This window comes from Streptomyces sp. CB02009 (assembly GCF_001905825.1).
GTDB lineage: Bacteria > Actinomycetota > Actinomycetes > Streptomycetales > Streptomycetaceae > Streptomyces.
The window spans coordinates 500,499-519,773 of sequence record NZ_LIVV01000002.1; the positions used below are offsets into that span (position 1 = coordinate 500,499).

General features: G+C 73.3%; 18 protein-coding genes. 6 read left to right on the plus strand and 12 right to left on the minus strand.

Going from position 1 to position 19,275, the window contains the following annotated elements:
* Nucleotides 1-9: 9 nt before the first annotated feature.
* Nucleotides 10-1,674 carry an amidohydrolase gene (locus AMK27_RS09645; protein WP_073904739.1) on the plus strand — a complete coding sequence of 555 codons (1,665 nt, stop codon included), beginning with the start codon at nucleotides 10-12 and terminating at the stop codon, nucleotides 1,672-1,674.
* A 276-nt stretch (nucleotides 1,675-1,950) separates the two neighbouring features.
* Here the strand turns inward: AMK27_RS09645 and AMK27_RS09650 are convergent, their stop codons facing one another.
* The 4 genes from AMK27_RS09650 to AMK27_RS09665 form a co-directional block, all read right to left on the minus strand.
* On the minus strand, nucleotides 1,951-2,856 hold the full coding sequence (locus AMK27_RS09650) for a F510_1955 family glycosylhydrolase (protein WP_073904741.1): 906 nt from the start codon (nucleotides 2,854-2,856) through the stop codon (nucleotides 1,951-1,953).
* Between the two features lie 135 nt (nucleotides 2,857-2,991).
* Nucleotides 2,992-3,684, minus strand: coding sequence for a DUF305 domain-containing protein (locus AMK27_RS09655; protein WP_073904742.1), 693 nt, complete (start codon nucleotides 3,682-3,684; stop codon nucleotides 2,992-2,994).
* Nucleotides 3,685-3,775: 91 nt separating this feature from the next.
* On the minus strand, nucleotides 3,776-4,192 hold the full coding sequence (locus AMK27_RS09660; RefSeq protein WP_073904744.1) for a DUF6153 family protein: 417 nt from the start codon (nucleotides 4,190-4,192) through the stop codon (nucleotides 3,776-3,778).
* A gap of 52 nt (nucleotides 4,193-4,244) precedes the next feature.
* Complete coding sequence (locus AMK27_RS09665) at nucleotides 4,245-4,592, minus strand: tetratricopeptide repeat protein (protein ID WP_073904745.1); 348 nt, start codon at nucleotides 4,590-4,592, stop codon at nucleotides 4,245-4,247.
* A 120-nt stretch (nucleotides 4,593-4,712) separates the two neighbouring features.
* Here AMK27_RS09665 and AMK27_RS09670 point away from each other — a divergent pair, with 120 nt between their 5' ends.
* A complete protein-coding gene (locus tag AMK27_RS09670; protein ID WP_073904747.1) occupies nucleotides 4,713-5,678 on the plus strand; it encodes a pirin family protein in 966 nt (321 codons plus the stop codon).
* 22 nt (nucleotides 5,679-5,700) lie between these two features.
* On the opposite strand, the gene AMK27_RS09675 is transcribed toward AMK27_RS09670, so the two are convergent.
* Entirely contained in the window at nucleotides 5,701-7,203 is a 1,503-nt protein-coding gene (locus AMK27_RS09675) for a cryptochrome/photolyase family protein (protein ID WP_073904748.1), read from the minus strand.
* Between the two features lie 258 nt (nucleotides 7,204-7,461).
* Between AMK27_RS09675 and AMK27_RS09680 the strand changes: the two genes are divergently transcribed.
* Nucleotides 7,462-8,124, plus strand: a complete 663-nt coding sequence (locus tag AMK27_RS09680) for an SDR family NAD(P)-dependent oxidoreductase (RefSeq protein ID WP_073904750.1) — start codon at nucleotides 7,462-7,464, stop codon at nucleotides 8,122-8,124.
* 39 nt (nucleotides 8,125-8,163) lie between these two features.
* Here AMK27_RS09680 and AMK27_RS09685 read toward each other — a convergent pair whose 3' ends face one another.
* From AMK27_RS09685 to AMK27_RS09715, 7 genes are all read right to left on the minus strand, one after another.
* Nucleotides 8,164-8,343 (minus strand): DUF6480 family protein, encoded by a 180-nt coding sequence (locus tag AMK27_RS09685; protein WP_073904752.1) that lies wholly within the window; start codon nucleotides 8,341-8,343, stop codon nucleotides 8,164-8,166.
* Nucleotides 8,344-8,502: 159 nt separating this feature from the next.
* Nucleotides 8,503-10,329: an ABC transporter ATP-binding protein gene (locus AMK27_RS09690; protein ID WP_073904754.1), complete on the minus strand. Its 1,827-nt coding sequence runs from the start codon at nucleotides 10,327-10,329 to the stop codon at nucleotides 8,503-8,505.
* A gap of 229 nt (nucleotides 10,330-10,558) precedes the next feature.
* On the minus strand, nucleotides 10,559-10,747 hold the full coding sequence (locus AMK27_RS09695) for a CsbD family protein (protein ID WP_073904755.1): 189 nt from the start codon (nucleotides 10,745-10,747) through the stop codon (nucleotides 10,559-10,561).
* A 96-nt stretch (nucleotides 10,748-10,843) separates the two neighbouring features.
* The gene (locus AMK27_RS09700) at nucleotides 10,844-11,206 is read right to left on the minus strand and encodes a hypothetical protein (protein ID WP_073904757.1); all 363 of its coding nucleotides are present in this window, start codon (nucleotides 11,204-11,206) and stop codon (nucleotides 10,844-10,846) included.
* Nucleotides 11,207-11,442: 236 nt separating this feature from the next.
* Nucleotides 11,443-12,708: an MFS transporter gene (locus AMK27_RS09705; protein ID WP_073904758.1), complete on the minus strand. Its 1,266-nt coding sequence runs from the start codon at nucleotides 12,706-12,708 to the stop codon at nucleotides 11,443-11,445.
* Nucleotides 12,705-15,860 (minus strand): DUF6271 family protein, encoded by a 3,156-nt coding sequence (locus AMK27_RS44525; protein WP_445194844.1) that lies wholly within the window; start codon nucleotides 15,858-15,860, stop codon nucleotides 12,705-12,707. The genes AMK27_RS09705 and AMK27_RS44525 overlap by 4 nt, the downstream gene beginning before the upstream one ends.
* Nucleotides 15,767-16,885: a phytanoyl-CoA dioxygenase family protein gene (locus AMK27_RS09715; protein WP_073904760.1), complete on the minus strand. Its 1,119-nt coding sequence runs from the start codon at nucleotides 16,883-16,885 to the stop codon at nucleotides 15,767-15,769. The genes AMK27_RS44525 and AMK27_RS09715 overlap by 94 nt, the downstream gene beginning before the upstream one ends.
* 423 nt (nucleotides 16,886-17,308) lie before the next feature.
* Between AMK27_RS09715 and AMK27_RS09720 the strand changes: the two genes are divergently transcribed.
* The 3 genes from AMK27_RS09720 (at nucleotide 17,309) to AMK27_RS09730 (ending at nucleotide 19,183) form a co-directional block, all read left to right on the plus strand.
* On the plus strand, nucleotides 17,309-18,166 hold the full coding sequence (locus tag AMK27_RS09720) for a hypothetical protein (RefSeq protein WP_073904761.1): 858 nt from the start codon (nucleotides 17,309-17,311) through the stop codon (nucleotides 18,164-18,166).
* 71 nt (nucleotides 18,167-18,237) lie between these two features.
* Nucleotides 18,238-18,471: an acetyl xylan esterase gene (locus tag AMK27_RS09725; protein ID WP_073904763.1), complete on the plus strand. Its 234-nt coding sequence runs from the start codon at nucleotides 18,238-18,240 to the stop codon at nucleotides 18,469-18,471.
* A 10-nt stretch (nucleotides 18,472-18,481) separates the two neighbouring features.
* Nucleotides 18,482-19,183: a 4'-phosphopantetheinyl transferase family protein gene (locus AMK27_RS09730; protein ID WP_073904764.1), complete on the plus strand. Its 702-nt coding sequence runs from the start codon at nucleotides 18,482-18,484 to the stop codon at nucleotides 19,181-19,183.
* Nucleotides 19,184-19,275: the final 92 nt, after the last annotated feature.

The following is a 19,275-nucleotide window of genomic DNA, read 5'->3' on the forward strand; positions in this document are numbered from 1 at the left end:
TCACCCCGCATGAACGGCACCACCACCCCCTCCTCCGCTTCCGCCGACCTCCTCCTCACCGGCGCCCGGATCCACACCGTCGACCCCGCGCTCCCCGAGGCCGAGGCCCTCGCCGTCCGCGACGGCCGGATCGTCTGGATCGGCACCGACGCCGAAGCGGGCGCCTGGGCCGGGCCCGGCACCCGGGTCCTCGACGCCGGCGGGCGGCTCGTCCTGCCCGGCTTCGTCGACGCCCACAACCACGTCCGCCTCGGCTCCGACGACGCCTGCGTCCAGCTCGCCGGCGCGAGCACCCTCGACGCGATCCACGACCGCATCCGCGCCTGGCACACCGCGCACCCCGACGCCGAGTGGATCGAGGCCGAGGCCTTCGACTACTCCGCCGTCCCCGGCGGCCGCATGCCGACCGCCGCCGACCTCGACCCGGCCACCGGCGACACCCCCGCCCTCGTCCTCAGCTACGACGTCCACACCGCCTGGCTCAACACCGCCGCCCTCCGCACGCTCGGCGTCGACCGCGACCACACCGACCTCCCCTTCGGACGGGCCGTCACCGACCCGACGACCGGCGAACCCACTGGATTCGTCAAGGACTTCGCGGTCAAGGGGCTCTCCCGCGAAGGCCACCGCGCCCTGCGCGAGCTCGGCGTCCCCTGGGCCGCGCCGGACCGGCAGTACGGCCGGCTCGCCAAGAGCCTCGACGACGCCATCGGCTTCGGCATCACCACCGTCGTCGAGCCCCAGAACTCGCTCGACGACCTCGCCCTCTTCCAGCGCGCCCGCGCCGAGGGCCGCCTGCGCTCCCGGATCGTCGCCGCGCTCTTCCACCCGCGCGGCACGACCGACGCCGACCTCGACGAATTCCGGGCCGCGGCCGAGGAGTTCGCGGACGACCGGCTGCGGGTCGGACCGCTCAAGCTCTACATCGACGACGTCGTCGAACCCCGTACCGCCGCGCTCCTGGAACCGTACGCGGGCTGCGGCCACCACCGCGGCGACACCTTCTACCCGCCCGAGGAGTTCGCCGAGCTGCTCACCCGGCTCGACGCGCACGGCTTCCAGTGCTTCGTCCACGCCACCGGCGACCGCGGCATCCGGACCGTGCTCGACTCCGTCGAGCGGGCCCGCGCCGCCAACGGGCCCCGCGACGCCCGCCACCAGGTCGTCCACGTCGAGTGCCTCGACCCGGCCGACACCCCGCGCTTCGCCGAACTCGGCGTCGTCGCCTGCATGCAGCCCCGGCACGCCGCTCCGGACATCGCGGGACCCGGCAAGGACTGGGCCGAGAACGTCGGACCGGACCGCTGGCACAAGGCCTGGCCGCTGCGCAGCCTGAGCGAGGCGGGCGCCGTCCTCGCCCTCTCCAGCGACTGGAACGTCGCCGAGATGGACCCCATGGTCGGCATCCACGCCGCCGTGACGCGCCGCCCGCCCGGTGGCGGGGAGGCGTGGACGGCGGGCGAGACGATCGACGTCGAGACCGCGGTCGAGGGCTACACGATGGGCTCGGCGTACGCCAACTTCCTGGAGGACGAGCGGGGTTCCCTCACCGTCGGCAAGCTGGCCGACTTCGTCGTGCTCTCCCGCGACATCCTGCGCATCGCCCCGGAGGAGATCCCGGGCACGGTGGCGGAGACGGTCGTGGTGGGCGGCGAGGTGGTCGTGGAGCGCTGAGCGGTAGAGCGCGGCGCTACCCGACGCGACCCGACCCGGCCCGGCGCTACCCGACGCGACCCGACCCGGCCCGGCGCTACCCGACCCGACCCGGCCCGGCCCGGCGCTACCCGACCCGGCCCGGCCCCGACCCGGGCCGCGGCCGACCGGCCCCGGCCCGGGCCGCGGCCGACCGGTCCCGGCCTGGGCTGCGCCGTCCCGAGCGGGCCCGGCCGCCCGGCTGCGGGCGCCCCGCCCCGGCCGGCGCCGTGGTCCGGAGCGGGCCCCCGGTGCCGGTCAGTGGCCGCCGTCCGCCGCCTTCACCGCCATCCGGCGCTCGAAGGTCCGGCCCGCGTCCCGTGACTCGTACACCCCGTCCCCGGTGGCGACGAACAGCCGGCGGGCGTCCACGACGGTGAGCGCCTGCGGTGCCCCGCCGGGGACGGTGGAGACGAGGCTCCAGGCGGCGCCCCCGTCCGTACTCCGGAAGAGGACGCCGTCGGGATCGACGCCGAAGAGGGCGTCGGGGGAGCCCCACGACAGGTACGCGAGAACCCGGCCCGCGCCCGGTGCGAAGGTCCTGCCGCCGTCCGTGCTGCGGGCCACCCCGGACTCGGTGGAGGCGAGGACCGTCGCCGGATCGGCGGGGGAGACGGCGATGTCGAGGGCGCGCAGCGCCGCGCGGTCGTCCCAGGTGATGCCGTCGGCACTGGCCCGGAGGAGCCCGTTCGCGCTGTCGTACCCGTAGACGGTGGAGTCGCGCGCGGTGTCGAGGGCGTGGAAGTCGACCTGCCCGGCGAGTGACGTCTCCCGCCAGGTGAGCCCGGAGTCGGTCGAGGTGACGAGGCCCAGGTCGGCGGGGCCGCCGGTACCGGGGGCCGGGTGTCCGCTGGCGAGGAAGTCGCCGTCGGCCGTGACGGTGAAGCCCATGAAGTCGTCGCGGCGGTCGCCGACGAGGACCGGGGAGCCGTCGGCGCCGGGTGTGTGGATGCCCTGGTGGGTGGCGACGTAGAGGCGGCCGCCCCGCAGGCCGAGCCCGTGGACGTGGCTGAGGGCCGTCGCCGGACCGTCGTCCTGGGCCGTGTCGCCGGAGGAGGCGCGGGACGGCTCGACGGACGGTGAACACGCGGCGAGAGCGAGCGTCAGGGTGAGGGTGAGGGCGGCAGCGGCGGTGGCCGGCCGGCGGGTGGAGTGCGTCGTCATCGTTCTTTCGCCTGGGAGCAGGGGCACGCGGCGGGGGCGGCCCGCCCCGAAGGGGGACGGACCGCCCGTGGCGCGCGGACAGGTACGAGTGCCGGTTGCCGGGTGCCGGTGTACGGGAAGGGGAGCCGGACCGGGTCAGAGCCGGTCGAGGATCTTCTTCAGGGCGGCGACCTCGTCGGACTGGGTCCGTACGACGTCGTCGGCAAGCGCCTTGGCGGTGGGGTTCTCGCCGTTCTTCTGCTCGTCCTTCGCCATGTCGACGGCGCCGTCGTGGTGGGCGATCATCAGCTCGGCGAACGTGCGGTCGAAGGCCTTCCCCTTGACGGCCGCGAGGTCCTTCATGTCCTGCTCGGACATCATCCCGGCCATGCCGTGGCCGCCCGCGCCGCCGGCTCCGTGACCGGCGGACTCGGGCTTGCCCCAGCCCTTGAGCCAGGCCTTCATCTTCTGGATCTCGGGGTCCTGGGCCTGCTCGATCGCGGTGACCAGCTTCCTGATCTCGGGGTCCTCGGCCCGGCCCTCGGCGAGCTCCGCCATCTCCAGGGCCTGCTCGTGGTGGGGGATCATCATCTGGGCGAACATGACGTCGGCGTCATTGAAGGGGCCGGGTGCGGCGGACGCGTCGGAGGAGCCGGAGCCGGAGCCGGAAGCAGACGCGGACGCGGACGGGGCGGCCGACGGGGAACCGGACGGGACGGCGGACGCGGCGCCGTGGTCCATTCCGCTCGTGCCGTCGTCCGTGCCGCAGGCGCTGAGCAGCAGCCCGGCCGCGGTGGCGGCGCCGACGAGGGCGATCTTCCTGGCGGTACGGCGGGTGAAGGAACGCATGAGTGATACCTCGTGTACTGGTCGTGCGGACGGAGAGGAGCAGGCCGAAGACGTTCACGGGCAGCGCGAGGCGCCCGCGGCGGCGTACGGCCTAGATCCGCAGGACGGACAGCCGGGCGAGGTCGGGAGGTATCGGCGGGGGCGCGTGTGGGCCCAGCGCGGGCGTCAGCCGCGCGAGCAGCAGGGTGAGCCAGTCGGGGCGGCGGCCGAGCGCGGCCCTGACGAGCCCCGCGAACAGCCAGCCGGCGAGGACGGCCACGCACAGGGTGGTCATGTCCATCCCCGGCCCCGGCTCGTGCCCCGCGTCGGCGTCGGAGCCCTCGTCACCGGCACCGTGCGGCGCGACGGAGTGGTGGGCGGACGCCGAACCGGTCTCCATGCCGCCGGACCCCTCGGGGTGGCCGACGGCGTGCATCAGGAACACCCCGAGCGCGAGCACGACGACGAGCAGAAGGTGCGCCAGGGCACCTTCCGCTCGTCTGCGGCGTTCCGCTCGGTGTGTGCGCACGTCCAGGACCTCCTGGCCGCCGACAATACCGGACGGGGGTATCAGGGGCGCGTCAGGGCTGCGGGGTCTCTCCCGCCATCGCGGCGGCCATCCGCAGGTGCGGAGCGGCCTCGTCCGTGCGCCCCAGGCGCTCCAGGGTGCGGCCCAGCATCAGTCGGGCGTAGTGCTCGACCGGGTCGCGCTCCAGGATCGCCCGCAGCTCGGTCTCGGCCCGGGAGAGCTGGGCGGAGTGGTAGTAGGCGCGGGCGAGGAGGAGTCGCTGCGCCGTCTGCTCCGGGTGCTCCGCGACCAGTCCGGTGAGGATGCGGACGGCTGTTCCGTACTCCTTGGCGTCGAAGAAGAGCCGGGCGCGGTCCCAGCGCTCGCCGGCCGTTCCGAACTCGTAGTACGTGTCGCTCACTTGCTCGCCCTTTCCCGAGGCCCGGATCTGCCACCCTGTGAGGTGGTCGACCACGTCAACACACCGAGATGGTTGAACATTCCACCAAGGGTGCCGTCTCCGGACAGGAACAGGTTGAGCATGAGCAATCTTGATCGTCAGGCCGCGCTGACCGTGTGCGGCGGCCGCGGGTTCGTCGTCGCCGAGCCGGTGCGGGAACTCCTCAGCCCCCGCCACGTCCGGCTCGGCGAGTCGACCGAGGTCCGCCGACTGCTCCCCAACCTGGGCCGGCGGATGGTCGGGGCCTGGGCCTTCGTCGACCACTACGGTCCCGACGACATCGCCGACGAACCGGGCATGCAGGTCCCGCCGCACCCGCACATGGGACTCCAGACCGTCAGCTGGCTCCACGACGGCGAGGTCCTGCACCGCGACTCCACCGGCAGCCTGCAGACCATCCGGCCGCGCGAGCTGGGCCTGATGACCTCGGGCCGGGCCATCTCCCACTCGGAGGAGAGCCCGCGCCCGCACGCCCGCTACCTCCACGGCGCGCAGCTCTGGGTGGCGCTCCCCGACGCCCACCGGCAGGTGGAGCCGCACTTCCAGCACCACGCGGACCTGCCCCGGGCCACGAGCCCCGGCCTGACGGCCACGGTGATCCTGGGCGAGCTCGACGGAGCCGTGTCGCCGGGCACGACGTACAGCCCGATCGTCGGCGCCGACCTCGCGCTCACCTCCGGCACGGAGGCCCGCCTCCCGCTGGACCCCGACTTCGAGTACGCGGTCCTCGCCATGTCCGGCGAGGTCCACGTGGACGGGGTCCCGGTCCTGCCCGGCTCCATGCTCTACCTCGGCTGCGGCCGTACCGAACTTCCGCTGCGGGCGGCCTCCGACGCCGGTCTGATGCTCCTCGGCGGCGAGCCGTTCGAGGAGGAGATCGTCATGTGGTGGAACTTCGTGGGCCGCACCGACGAGGAGATCCGCGAGGCGCGCGAGGCCTGGACGACCGGCACCCGCTTCGGCGACGTGAAGGGCTACGACGGCGATCCCCTGCCCGCCCCGGAGGTCCCGGCCGCCCATCTGAAGGCCCGGGGACGGGTGCGCTGACCACGGAGCACGGGCGACCCGCTCACGGCGGACCCTCGCCCCGCTCCCGTTCCTGCTCCAGCAGGGCCGACAGGTCCTTGAGGCGGTCGAGACCGTGGACGGCGCGGGAGATCCGGGCGTTCTGCTCCAGCCTGCCGCGATGACGGTGCAGGAAGTTCCAGTAGCCCGCCGTGAACGGGCAGGCGTCGGCCCCGACCCGCCGGTCCGGGCGGTAGGGGCACGGTCGGCACAGGTCGCTCATGCGATCGATGTAGGCGCCGCCCGACGTGTACGGCTTCGTGGTCATCCGGCCGCCGTCCGCGTACTGCGACATGCCCACCACATTGGGCAGCATCACCCAGTCGTACCCGTCGACGAAGCAGCGGTGGAACCAGTCCGTCACGGCGGCCGGATCCCAGCCGCGCTGGAGCGCGTAACTCCCCAGCACCATCAGCCGCGGAATGTGATGCGTCCATCCCGTGTCCCTGACCTGGCGCAGCACCGTGGCCACGCACCGGGCCGACACGGCGTCCGCGTCCAGCTCGTTCCACCAGTCGGGCAGGGAGCCGGTGTGGCCGAGGGCGTTCGACGTCCGGTAGTCCTCACCGAAGTACCAGTAGAGCTGCCAGACGTACTCGCGCCATCCGGCGATCTGCCGGACGAAGCCCTCGACGGAGTTCAGCGGTGCCTCGCCCGCGCGCCAGGCCGCCTCCGCGCCCTCCACGCACTCGACCGGGTCGAGCAGCCCCAGATTCAGGGACGAGGACAGCAGACTGTGGCTCATGACCTCGTCGTCGGCGAGCATCGCGTCCTCGTACGCGCCGAAATCCGCGAGCCGGTGGCTCAGGAAGCGCCGCAAGGCGCTCCGGGCCTCCCGGCGGCTCGCGGGAAACCGCCGGGGCCCGTCGCGGCCGACGAAGGAGACGTCCCCGTCGCGCTCCCAGCGGTCGAGGTCGCGGCGGACCTCCTCGTCGACGGCGTCCTCCCGCGGCCGGTAGGGGGCCGCGACCCCGAGCGTCCGCCGTCCCGGCGGCGGCTGCTCCCGGTTCTCGTGATCGAGGTTCCACGTGCCGCCCGCGGGCTCCCCGCCGTCCATCAGGAGCGCGTGGTCACGGCGGACGTGCCGGTAGAAGGACTCCATCCGCAGGCCCCGCTGCGCCTCCGCCCAGCCGCGGAAGTCGTCCTGGCGGAGGAGGAAGCCGCGCGGCGGGAGCACGGTGACGCCGTCCAGGGAGCGCACGAGAGCCAGTGCCGCCCGGGACGTCGGATGGTGCACCGTCACCGGTCCGCCGCCCACCGCCTGACGCAGCCCCTCCCGGTAGGTGTCGGCCCGTACGTACGTCACGCGGTCGCCGAGTTCGGCCGCCCGGTGCCGCATCGCGGAGAGGATCAGATGGGCCTTCGCCCGGTGGAAGCGCCGACGACGGAAGACGTCGCGGGACTCGATCATCACCACGGGGGCGTCGCGCGCGGGCCCCTCACCGTCCGCCCCGTCGAGGAACCCGGGCCCCAGCTGGTCGCCGAAGAGCCAATGCGTGCTGGTCATACCGGTCCCGATCCGCTCCGACCCGTGGGACGCCTTGTGGCATCCACTCCGACTTCGCCGCGCGGGCGCGCCGCGGATGCGGGTCCCCGCGGACGTCCCCGGGAACGCCCGCCTCGGGAACCGGGTGCGGGGAGCCGCATCCCCGCGGGTCGCCCCGGGGGAAGTACAGACGGCCGAGTCGGTCCGTCGGACGGGCGGAGCACGCGGCCGCGCCCGCGCCGCACGGCGGCACACCGAAAGGTCCGGGAGGTCTCGAACATGGCCGGGGAAAAGGTACTCGTCGTGGGTGCGACGGGAATGATCGGCGGTCTGGCGACGCAGACGCTGGTCGACCGGGGCGGTGCCGTCGCCGTGGCCGGCCGTGACGCACGCGAGCTGGCGGAGCGGTCGAGCTGGTGGGGGAGCTGCCCGTACCGCGCGTTCGACGCCTACGACCTCGCGGGCGGGGCCGCGCTGGCGTCGTGGGCAGCGCAGGCCCTCGGGGGACTGGACACGGTCGTCGTCACCGTCGGGGTGGCCGGCTTCGGCCGGGCGGAGGACGTCACCGACGCCGCCGCGGAACACCTCATGACGGTCAACGCCCTCGCGCCCATGGCCGTCGTCAGGGGAGCCCTGCCGGTCCTGGAGCCTCCCGCGACCGTCGTGGTCGTCACCGGTCTGATCGTCGACAGGCCGATGCGCGCGACAGCCGACTACACGGCGGCGAAGACGGCGCTCGCGGCCTGGCTGGGCGTGGTGCGGAGAGAGCAGCGCGACCGCGGGATCTCCGTCGTGGACGTGCGTATGCCCCACCTCGACGGCGGGTTCGCGGACCGGGCGTTCGTCGGCAGCCCCCCGCCGCTGCCGCCCGGCGCGGACGCGGCGGAGGCGGTGGCGCGGTACGTGATCGAGCCGATCACCGCCGCCGCTCGGACCCGGTGACGGAGCGGGCGATCCCGCCCGGCCGGGCCGGGCGGGGTCTCAGAAGGCGACGGTCCTGAAGATGAAGAACAGCCCTCCCATGACCGCACCCAGGGCGATGAGGGAGAGCCAGAACATCGGGTGCTCCCAGATGCCGCCGTCGGGGCGCTCCTGGTGGGCCGAGGACGTGGAGCCCTCCGCGGGCGGGGTCTCCTGGGGTGGTACGAGCGGCTGAGTCATGGCCTCTCCCCGGGTGGTACGGGACGGCGTTCGGCCGCCTGTCCCTCCACCGTCCCTCGATCCACCGGGGTCCGCCACGCGCGTCGCTCGTGCGTCGAAGTCGCGCCCTCCGACCCGGCCGGTCACGGAGGGTGGGCGTGCCGCCGCGCCCACCGGGCCCTACACCTGCTCCGCCCTGGTCGCGGTGTCGTCGAGGAAGCCGCCCGACTGGTGCTGCCACAGCTTCGCGTAGGCGCCCTCGGCGGCGAGCAGTTCGTGGTGCGTGCCCTGCTCGACGATGCGTCCGCTGTCGAGGACGACGAGCCGGTCCATGGTGGCGACCGTGCTGAGCCGGTGCGCCACCACGAGCGCCGTCCGCCCCTCCATGAGGCGCCAGAGCGCGTCCTGCACGAGGATCTCGCTCTCGGAGTCGAGGGCGCTGGTCGCCTCGTCGAGCAGCAGGATCGGCGCGTCGCGGAGAATCGCCCGCGCGAGGGCGACCCGCTGGCGCTGGCCGCCCGACAGCTTCACTCCGCGCTCACCCACCATCGTGTCGAAGCCCTCGGGCAGGGCGTCGACGAACTCCGTGACGTGCGCCGCCTCGGCCGCACGGCGGATCTCGGCGTCGGTGGCGTCCGGCCGGGCGAAGGCGATGTTCTCCCGCAGCGTCCGGTGGAACATCGCCGGGTCCTGCGGCACGTAGGCGATCAGGCTCCGCAGCTCGGTCTGCCGCAGCCGGCTGATGTCCTGTCCGCCGATCGTGATCCGGCCGCCGTCGATGTCCGTCATCCGCAGCAGCAACCGGGTGAGAGTGGTCTTGCCTCCGCCGGACCGGCCGACGAAACCCACCTTCGCCCCGCTGGGCACGGCCAGTTCGAGGTCCTCGAAGAGGGGCTTCGCGCCCGCGTGGGCGAAGGTCACCCGGTCGAAGCGCACGTCGGCGCCGTCGGAGAGCAGCGGTTCCGGCTTCTCCGGGTCCCGCACGGTCGGCGGGGTCCGCAGCAGTTCGGTGAACTGCGCGGCCTCGGTCATCGAGCTCTCCAGGCGGCGGTAGATCTGGTTGAACTCGAACATGATCCGGGTGGCGTTGGAGTAGTACGTGAAGGCGACGACGACCGCCTCGACGCCGTGCTCCCCGGCGCCGAGCGAGAGGGCGAGCACCAGGCCGAGGACGTTGGTCAGCACGGACATCGGTGCGATGAGCGTGTCGATGCGCAGGTTGCCGTAGTCCCACGACCGCAGGGTGAGGCGGCGTGATTCGGCCACCCGGGAGCGGTGCTCGGCCGCCTCGCGCTCCTCGGCGGCGAACGACCGGACCGTGTCCATGTTCATCAGACTGTCGGAGACGTGCCCCGACACCCGGGCGATCGCCTCCTCGCGTCGGTCGACGAGTGCCTGGCGGCGCCGGATCAGGGGCCGTACGCACACCGTCGTGACCGCGATCATCGCCAGGAGACCGACGACGAGCAGGGGTTCGTACGTCCAGAGCACCACCGACGCGAACACCAGGGGCACGAACTTGCCCATCACCGAGAAGGTGAGCGTGTCGACGAACTCCTCGAACCGCGAGGCGAAGCTGAGGACCCGCTTGGTCAGCGAGCCGGCGAAGTTGTCGTGGAAGAAGGCGGCGTCCTTCGCGAACAGCGCGTCCATCCCGATCACGTACAGGTGCTCGATGCCGAGGGCGTCCAGACGGTTCAGGCAGTGCAGCCCGACCCGCCACAGCACCTCGGCGAACAGCAGCACGCCCGCGAAGCCGAGGACGTACGGCAGCATCGGGCCGAAGTCACCGCCGACGCCGCCTCCGGCGTCCCCCGCGATGCGGCCGACGAGCTTGGCGACGATCAGCGGCACGATGTAGAAGATTCCGATGTTGCCCAGGGCCGGGAGCAGCATCGCGGGCACCGTCCACCACTTGAGGCGGACCAGCTCCCGTGTGTAGTAGCGAAGCGCGAGGAGCACCGAGCCCTTGCCCGGCGAACTCTTGCGCGATTCGGGTGTTCCCATCCAATCCTGCCTTTCGGATCAAAGTGGACAGGATGGGCAGTTTTCCGTGTGGGGACGCACGCCGTCCAAGGGTTTTCCCGGCGCGGCTCCGACGGGCACCTCGCGTCACGCGGCGGCAACTGGCCCCATTGTCAGCTTGTTTGACCGGAAGGTGTCACCGAAGGAGCCGTACGCGAAGGGGCCGGACGGTGATCCGTCCGGCCCCTTCGCGTACGACGTGGCGATCCCGTCAGGAGTCGTGGCTCCGCATGCCGTCGCGTGCCCGCCGCGCGCTCTGGTGCACCCGCTCGATCGCCGCCCGGGCCTCGGCCGCCGCGCGGTCCGCCCTGCCCTCCGCCTCCAGGCGCGTGTCTCCGGTGGCCCTCCCCGCGGCCTCCTCGACCGTCCCCTTGCCCTTCTGCACGGTGCTCTTGCGCATGACCGGGTTCCTTCCGTCGAATCCCGCACCGGGTCCGCTTCCCTGTAACCGGCCACTGCCCCCGATGTCGGGGTTCATGCGGGGCCCTCCGAGCGGTCAGTCCGCCCGCCGCCGGCCCGCCGCACCCCTCCGGCGGGCCACCGCCCCCAGCAGCAGCCGCATCAGGCACACCGCGGTGACCACCCACACCGCGGCGAAGAGCCACAGCGGACCGGACGACGAGGACGCGGCCGCGAGGAGGAACAGGGCCACGCAGGCGATGCCGAGGACGGCGGTGAACCAGCCGAGGCGAAGGCGCGGGACCCCGCCCCGCCCACCGCCCCTGCCGGGAGTCCCCGCGGCGGTGTGCCCGAGCGATCGCAGCCTGCGATCGAGGGACGTGTCACCGCGGAGGCCCGCTTCGATCCCTTCGAGGATCTTCTGTTCCTGTTGGGTGAGCCTGGGGTTGGGATCGTGCATGACGAACTCCCGTCGAGCGTCGAGCGGTCCGGTCGCGATCGGGTCTCACACGCACGAGCGGGTCGGGGTCCCGGACGGCGTCGATGGCCCGCGCCTCCGTGACGTGCCGCTTGCGCTCCGTGCGGTACTGCAACATGTTCCCCGACGCGCCCGCGCCCGGGAATCCCCGCGCACGCCCTTCGTGCGGAGCGAGGGCGGCGGACGGGCCGCCGCCCTCGCTCTCCCCGCCGAAGTCCCTACCTACCCCCGACCGGTGCGGGCGACTCCTCCGGTGCGCGCCCCAGGGCGCGGATCGCGGGTATGGAGAGCATGACCCCGATGAGTGCGATGCCGATGACCGAGGAGAACAGCAGTACCCGGTCCGCGCCGTACGCGTCCGCCGCCGGGCCCGCCAGGGCACGGCCCAGCGGGATGACCATGATGGACCCGGCCACGTCATAGGCCGAGACGCGGCTCAGGACGGCGAGCGGGATGTGCGACTGCACGCTCGTCGCCCACATGACGCCCCAGAAGGCGAAACCGCAGCCCGCCACGACGCCGGTGAGGGCCGTCACCGTGAAGGACCAGCCGAGGGCCGGGGCGAGCGGGTTGAGGGTGAAGAAGAACATCGCGCAGGCTCCCGCGACCAGCGGGCGCGTCGGGCGGACCCGCATGCCGAGCAGGCCGCCGACGATCGTGCCGGCGCCGTCGGCCGAGGCGATCCAGCCGTACCCGCTCGCGCCGTGCTGTTCGGTGAGCAGCGCCGCGCCGAGCGGCAGGGCCGGCCCGAAGACGAACAGGCCGTACACCGCCCACACGGCGATGACCCCCCACAGCCACGAGCGCGACCTGAACTCGTGCCAGCCCGTGGCGAGTCGGTGCCACATCGGGTCGTCGCTCTCGTCCTTGGCGGTGCTCAGCCTGCGCAGCGGAGCCAGGCCCAGTGCGCTCATCGCGTACGCCGCCGCGATGACCACGAACGAACCGGCCACGTTCCAGTAGGCCACGAGGAGGCCCGCCACACCCGGCCCGAGCAGGGTGCAGATCGCCTCGGAGATCCGCAGCAGCGCGTTGGCCCGCTGGATGTCCTCGGCGACCTGGGGGACCAGGCTCGCCAGCCCCGGCTGGAACATCGCGGTCGCGGCGCCGCTGAGCGCGAGGAGCGCCATGATGTGCCACAACTCGACGTCCGAGCCGATCAGCAGCGCCGCGAGCGCCAGCATGGCCACCATGCGCACCACGTCCGCGCCGACCATCATCACCTGGGGGGTGAACCGGTCGGCGAGCACGCCGCCGAACAGCACGAGCAGGACGATCGGTGCCATCCACGCGGCCAGCGCGTATCCGACCCCGGCCGCTCCGTACCCCGCGCCGAGCACGGCGGTCGTGAGCGACACCATCAGCATGCCGTCGGCGAGCAGCGAGGTGCTGCGCGCGGTGAAGAACAGCCGGAAGCGGCTCGATCGCCACGGGCTGGGCGGGGAGTCCTGCTCCCGCTGAGCGGTTGCCTCGTCCATCGTCATGTCACATCCCGGTCCCGGCCGGTCCCTTCCCTGAGAATCTGCTGCCGGAGCCATGCACGGGTCCGGTCCGCCTCCGCCGGCGGGTTGTGGACGATCACGTACCGGCGCGGGGCCAGTACCCCGGGGCGGCCGGGCAGCGCGTCCATCAGCGCGGTGTGGGCCTGCGCCGGTGTCAGCGGGGCGTCCCCGGCCGCGATGTACGCCGTCAGGGCCCCGTCCTGGGGCGTGCTGCCGTCCGTGACCCCGGCGTCGTCCGCGGTCACGTGGACGGGCAGGCCCTCCAGGGCCTCGCTCAGGGCCTGCGCCACGAGCGGCGGCGACGTCCAGGACCCGTCGACCCGCCGCCACCGCGGCCCGCGCTCGACCGGACGGACACCCGTCACCTCGGTCAGCGACGCGAGGGGCACGTCGTCGACGGCGGCCGCCTCCAGGAGCCGTACGAGACCGGTCACGAAGGCTTCCGCCTCGTCCCGCTTGAACAGCGCGGGATCCAGATAGGTGCTCAGGTGGAGCAGCGGCTCGGAGGCGTGGACGAAGGTCAGGACGCGGGTCGGCAGGACCTGGTCCGGGCCCCAACTCAGCTCCGGTTCGCGGCCGGTGGGCGCGTCCGCCTCCGGGACGGCCGCATCATCCCCGGGTCCGGACCCGGACGCGGACCCGGACCCGGACCCGGACGTGACCGTGGCGGGCAGCGTGCTGATGTCGTTGAAGACGACATCGCGCGCGAACCGGCTGCCCCGTTCGTGCGTCGTCCTCCCGATCATCTCCCAGAGGGTCACCGCGTCGAACTGGCTGTGCCGGTACGCGTTGAGCGCCGCCCCCCAGGCCTTCTTGAGCAGCGCGTCGAAGCTCGGCACCCGGACGTCGAGGGAGAGCAGCGCGTCCTGGGACAGCGTGTTCACCGAGCGGGCGAGCCGGGGGTGGTAGCGGTTGGACGTCGGGACGGCGGCCACGCACGCGTGCTGGTCGGCGCGGTGGGCGACGAGCGCGCACCACGCGGTCAGCAGCACCGTGGACGGCATGCCTCCGGTGCGCTCGGCCACCAGGGCGAGGGCCCGCGCGGCCCGCCGTGACCGGAGGGTGAGCCGCGGCGTCCGCACCTCGGTCCCCTCGGCTGCCGGCTCGGCGAACACGGCCTGGGGCCCGGTGCGGATGATCCGTTCCCAGTACCGCAGCGAGGCGTCGGACTTGCGGAGCCCGGCGGGGCTCGCCTCCTCCGCGGCGAGGTCGAGCGGAGTGAGGGACGCCGGCGGCGGGAGGGTCTCACCGGCGAGGAGGCCCAGCCACTCGTCCTTGAGGACCGCGAGGGCGCCGACGTCGGTCACGGCGTGGCTCGCGGCCATGGCCGCGAAGACGGGAGCGCCGGAGCGGGCCACGAGGGAGACGCGGAGGGGGAAGTCCCGGTCCAGGCGGAAGCGTTCGGCGCGGGCCGCCCGGGCCAGCGAGTCGGCGTACCCGGCGGCGTCGTCGGGCAGGTCCTCGTGGTCGAGGACGGTGACCGTGAACGTCCCTTCGGCCGCGACCACTTGCTCCCAGGGCGCGTTCCCTGCGGTGTGCGGGAACGTCGTGCGCAGTGCCTCGTGCCGGACCGCGAGCGCCCGGAGGGCCTCGATCGCGGCCTCCGTCCGGGTCCCCTCGGGAACGGGCCACACGTCGTGGATGTTGATGTGCTCCGGTTCGTCCCGCAGCATGCAGCGGATCATGTTGGCCTGGCCCATGGTGACGGGGCCCCGGCGGGCCTCGCCCCCGGCGTACGCCACGGTGACGGTGCGGGCGCTCCCCGGGGGGACCGCCCGGCTCGCGCGGGTCAGGGCCTCCCACGCGTCGGTCAGCAGGGCGAACTCCTCCATGTCCTGTCGTGCCTCGTCGAGGAGCTGCTCGCGGAGCGGGGCCAGGGTGTCGGCGGCGGCGGTGTAGCGGCCGCCCAGGGCGCGGTAGGAGCGGTCGAGGACATCGAGCCGTTCGGCGTTTTCCGACCGGTCCACCCGGGTGCTGTCCCTGGCGAACCCGGCGACGACGGAGGCCCGGACGTGCCCCTCGGCGTCGAGCAGGGCGTCACCGGCCTCCTTCATCGCGCCGTACATCGAGGCGAAGTGGGGTGTGGAGAGGAGGTACTTGGCGAAGCGGCGCTGATAGGCGAGGAATCCGGCGTCCGAACGACGCTCACCCGTATGGAAGTTGACGATGTGCCGGTTGTGGAGCACGCCCGGCAGGCGGGCGTCCTGCACGAGATGGATCAGGAAGTAGTCGCTGCCGATCGTGTCGGTGGCGGGCGGCAGCGGCACCCGGCGGTACACCTCGCGGTCGAAGGCGATGTTGCACATGTCCACCCGCGTCGGGCTGACGCTCATGAGCGTCGTCCGGTCGCCGGTGTACGCGGCCGTTCCGGCGCCCCGGAAGGACTCGGCGATCAGGTTCCGGCGCCAGATCTCCGGGTAGCCGGAGGGGATCGACAGACCGACGACGTCCTCGTAGATCCCCGGGTCGAGCCGGCGGATCTCCTCGACGTCCACGGACATCTCGCCGACGAAGGAGCCGCCGACCAGGGCCACCGGCCGGTCCGCGCAGGCGGGGTCGAGCCTGCTCCGGGAGACGAGGGCGGCCACGTCCGCGGCCCGCAGCCCCAGGGCCGTGAGCTCGTGGTGGAGCGGGAACACCGGTTCCCCGTCCAGGTACTGGTAGCGGCTGTCGGAGTCGCGGCGGTGGACCGACGCGCAGCCCAGGGCCTCCGCGAGGAGGAAGGCGCGGTTGGTGCACGCGCCGTAGGAGACGCGGTCCGGCAGCAGCAGGCCGAGCAGGCGGTCCGGAGCGGGCGCGCCGGAGCGGGCGACCACCTCCCGCAGGAAGGTCCGCTGCTCGTCCTCGTCGAGGTGGTGCACGACCACGCCGGGGGCCGGGGGCAGTGAGGCGACCACCTCGCGGTGCTCGGCGAGGGTCGCCGGGTCGGAGGAGTCCAGGACGAGGAGTCGCACCTCGACGCCGAACGCGCGGGCGCCGTAGGCGGCCTCCTCGGCGACGGCCCGGAGGGTCGCGGCGCAGGCCCGGTCGGTGGGCAGGGTCAGGCAGACACGGCGCACGCCGGCTCCCCGTCCTGGCCGGGAACGGAGGCGGCGCCCGCGGTGGCCGTCGGGGCTTCCTCCGCGTCCTTCCATGAGGTGAGGCCCAGCAGGCGGCTGCCGAGCTCGTTCAGGGTGGCCGTGGGGTACCGCTCGGACTCGTGGCGCACGGGGTCGCCGACCAGGGTCCGGTTCCAGCGCGGGGTCCGCAGGTGCCGCCAGGAGTCGACGCGGGACCGCCTGAGCCGCTCGTGCCCTTCGAGCGCCGGCATCATCGACAGGTACTGGACCGCCCGTACCTGGTCCTCGGAGACGTTGCGCGCCACCCCGTGGGCGAGCAGGCCGTTCCAGATCAGCAGGTCGCCGGGGTGCAGATCGGGGCGTACGACGGGGTACTCGGTCCGGTCCACGGCGGGTCGCAGCGGGTCGCGGTCGGCCGGCTGGGCGACCTTCCACTCCTCGAACCGCCGGAACAGCTCCGGGTCGCACTGGAAGCCGCCCGACTCCGGCCGGGTCTCGTTGAGCGCGATGATCCCCTGCACCCGCTGCGGAGGGACCCCGAGCGTGGTGTCGATGTCCCAGTGCAGATCGATGTCGAAGCCGCGGTCGGTGGGCTCGATGAGGGCGCGGTCGCGGTTGCCGATGTTGGGCGGGTTGAGGTTGAGCCGGTCCTGGGTGACCCAGAGCTCCTCGCAGTCCCAGACGTCCACGAAGGCGTCGTAGACGCGCTGGGCCTGGCGGTTGTCCCAGAGGAGCTGGTGGTGGTAGGCCTCCACGAAGCCGTAGACGTGCAGCTGCTGGTCCAGCTCGGACCGGAACGGCCGGTCCTCGTACCAGCTCTCCGGCCGCTCCGGGTCGAGGCCCTGGAAGTCCCAGGTGAAGTCGAGCAGGCGCTTCGCGGCCTCCGCGGGGACCGCCTCGCGGACGATGACGTAGCCGTACGTCTGCCAGTGCGCGAAGTCCTCCTCGGAGAGCACCCGCAGCGGCCGTGACTTCTTCAGCTCCCGCAGCGTCGTCTGGGCGAGGTAGGACTCGCCGTCCGCGCTGAAGTACGGCAGGTCCGAGGCCGCCCGGTGGAGGTGGGGGCGGCGGCGGGGGCGATGGGGTGCGGGCGTCGTCATCTGGTCCCTCCAGGGCGGGAGTCGGGGCACGCGTTCCCCGGCCGGTGGACAGCACGGAGAAACCCTCGGCGCGGAGCCGGGGGCGAGTGGCATGGACGGACGGAAGGTCGGACGTCGGGGTGGACGGAACGGACGCGCGGCGGCGCCCGGCGTGGGGGTCGTGGCCACACCGTTCAGAAGAATTGGTTTAGACCATACTCGTTGTCAAGTGACGTCTCAATATGCTGACTTGCATGTGACAGCCTATCGGCTTTGGTCTAGACAACCTGCGCGAGGCTGACCTAGTGTCCCCTTGCGCAGTCCGGTCCCGCAGGGATGTCGGCCGGCTTCACCGCTGCTGCGTCTCGCGGTCGACGGCGACCACATCCAAGGGCGTTCCCCGTATCCCGGTTCGCTCGCCCACGCCCAGAGGGAGCGGTTTCCATGAGCACACCCAGCGCCACGGCCCTGCCGGACGGCGGCCTGAAGAGCCCGGGTGCGGGCCTGATCACGCTGGACCCGGTCCGGACCGCGCTCCTGCGCGGACTCGACGAGCTGCTCACGGGCCTCGCCGCACGGCTCTCCGCGCCCGAGGTCGTCGGCCCGCCGCTGCTGTCCGTGGAGGGCCTGACGCGCCTCGACTTCTTCCGTAACTTCCCCCATCTCGGCGTCTCCGCCGGGCGCTTCGCCCCGGACGCGCTCGACGGACTCGCGGCCGGCGAGACACCGGGGGAGCTGCCCCTGCGGCCGACCGGCCATCTGCTGCCGTCCGCGACCTGCTACGGGCTCCTGCTCTCCCTGGAGGGCCGGGACGTCGGCGAGGACGGCCTCCGCCTCTCCGCCTCGGGCCGCTGCTTCCGCAACGAGACCCACTACGACGGCCTGCGCCGCCTGTGGGGCTTCCACATGCGCGAGGTCCTGTACCTCGGCACCAAGCAGGGATCCGTCGAACACCTGGAGCGAGGCGCGGAGTTCATCCTCGAAGCGGCCGCCCTCCTCGGTCTGGAGCTGACCCGGGCCGTGGCCGACGACCCCTTCTACGACAAGGGCGGCTCCCGCGCCAGGCTGATGGCCCTCGACCCGGTGAAGCACGAGTTCTGCGCCCCCGACGGCACGGCCATCGCCTCCGTGAACCGGCACCGCAACTTCTTCGGCGAACGGCTGGACATCCGCGCGGGCTCGGCCGGCGCGGCGTACAGCTCCTGCGTCGCCTTCGGGCTCGAACGCTGGATCCACGCGATGATCCTCGCCCACGGCACCGCAGAACAGGCCCTGGACCGGCTCCGAGACGCCCGCGTCTGAGGCCGGGCCGCGGCGCCACGCATCCCTCCCACTTCCCCACGACAGCTGTGAGCAAGGAGCAACCCCTCCCCATGGAACGCATCGCCGAGTGGCTCCACGAGAAGAATCCCGGTCTCGACGGCCCCATCGCCCACGACGAGGACCTCATCGAGGCGCGTCTCATCGACTCGATGGACTTCCTCGAGTTCATCGACCTCCTGGAGGAGCTCTCCGGGAACACCATCGACCTCCAGGAAGTCACCATCGACGACTTCCGCACCCTCGGCCGTGTCCAGGAGCGCTTCCTGAGCGCCGCCGCCGGCTGAGCGCCCACCGATGACGGGCGGCGGTCCCGTAGGGGGGCCGGAGCCGGGCCCGGAGACGGCGCTGGCGGTCGTGGCCACGACCCCGGAGGTGCTGGCCCACCCCGATCTGGACGAGGCTCTGCTGGCCCCGTGGGAACGGCGCCGCCTCGCGGGGATACGGCTGCCGAGCCGCCGGGACGACGTACTGGCGGCGCGCCTCCTCCTGCGGCTGTGCGTCGCCCGTGCCACCGGCCTTCCGCCGGACACGCCCGCCCTCGCCCAGCGGTGCCCGGGGTGCGGAGAACACGGTCACGGGCGCCCGTACCTGCGGGGCCGGCCCGGCGTGGGCGTCAGCCTCAGTCACGCCGACGGCCTTGTCGCGGCCGCCGTGGGCCCGGGTGCGATCGGCGTCGACGTCGAGCCGGCGACGCGCCGCCCCGGCCCCGTCCACGTACTCCGCCGTCTCCTCCCCGACGCGGACGTCGCGGAGGCCGCGGCCTCGCCGGACGCGGGCCCGGCGCTGCTGCGGCTGTGGGTCCGGGCGGAGGCCCGGCTCAAGGCGGGCCAGGTGGGTGAGTCCGGTCACACCAGTCACACCAGTCACACCGGTCACACCGGTCAGACCGGTCAGTCCGCGCAGGGCGAGCTCCGGCTCCTCGACTGGACGGACCGGCCCCGCTCGGCCGTCGCCGCCGCGGCCTCAGCGACGCGCGTCACGATCGCCTCCCTCTGACGATCGCGGCCTCAAGGGCCCGGACGCGCCCGTCGCGCCGCCGCCGCACCGCCGATCGGCGGAGTTCCCGGCGCCCGCCTGTGATCCTGACG

Coding starts and splice junctions, on each gene's coding strand:
- AMK27_RS09725 (WP_073904763.1), top strand. CDS start 18,238: ATGGAACGCATCGCCGAGTGGCTCCACGAGAAGAATCCCGGTCTCGAC.
- AMK27_RS09645 (WP_073904739.1), top strand. CDS start 10: ATGAACGGCACCACCACCCCCTCCTCCGCTTCCGCCGACCTCCTCCTC.
- AMK27_RS09715 (WP_073904760.1), bottom strand. CDS start 16,885: ATGACGACGCCCGCACCCCATCGCCCCCGCCGCCGCCCCCACCTCCAC.
- AMK27_RS09695 (WP_073904755.1), bottom strand. CDS start 10,747: ATGCGCAAGAGCACCGTGCAGAAGGGCAAGGGGACGGTCGAGGAGGCC.
- AMK27_RS09675 (WP_073904748.1), bottom strand. CDS start 7,203: ATGACCAGCACGCATTGGCTCTTCGGCGACCAGCTGGGGCCCGGGTTC.
- AMK27_RS09670 (WP_073904747.1), top strand. CDS start 4,713: ATGAGCAATCTTGATCGTCAGGCCGCGCTGACCGTGTGCGGCGGCCGC.
- AMK27_RS09655 (WP_073904742.1), bottom strand. CDS start 3,684: ATGCGTTCCTTCACCCGCCGTACCGCCAGGAAGATCGCCCTCGTCGGC.
- AMK27_RS44525 (WP_445194844.1), bottom strand. CDS start 15,860: ATGGAAGGACGCGGAGGAAGCCCCGACGGCCACCGCGGGCGCCGCCTC.
- AMK27_RS09690 (WP_073904754.1), bottom strand. CDS start 10,329: ATGGGAACACCCGAATCGCGCAAGAGTTCGCCGGGCAAGGGCTCGGTG.
- AMK27_RS09650 (WP_073904741.1), bottom strand. CDS start 2,856: ATGACGACGCACTCCACCCGCCGGCCGGCCACCGCCGCTGCCGCCCTC.
- AMK27_RS09705 (WP_073904758.1), bottom strand. CDS start 12,708: ATGACGATGGACGAGGCAACCGCTCAGCGGGAGCAGGACTCCCCGCCC.
- AMK27_RS09730 (WP_073904764.1), top strand. CDS start 18,482: ATGACGGGCGGCGGTCCCGTAGGGGGGCCGGAGCCGGGCCCGGAGACG.
- AMK27_RS09680 (WP_073904750.1), top strand. CDS start 7,462: ATGGCCGGGGAAAAGGTACTCGTCGTGGGTGCGACGGGAATGATCGGC.
- AMK27_RS09700 (WP_073904757.1), bottom strand. CDS start 11,206: ATGCACGATCCCAACCCCAGGCTCACCCAACAGGAACAGAAGATCCTC.
- AMK27_RS09685 (WP_073904752.1), bottom strand. CDS start 8,343: ATGACTCAGCCGCTCGTACCACCCCAGGAGACCCCGCCCGCGGAGGGC.
- AMK27_RS09720 (WP_073904761.1), top strand. CDS start 17,309: ATGAGCACACCCAGCGCCACGGCCCTGCCGGACGGCGGCCTGAAGAGC.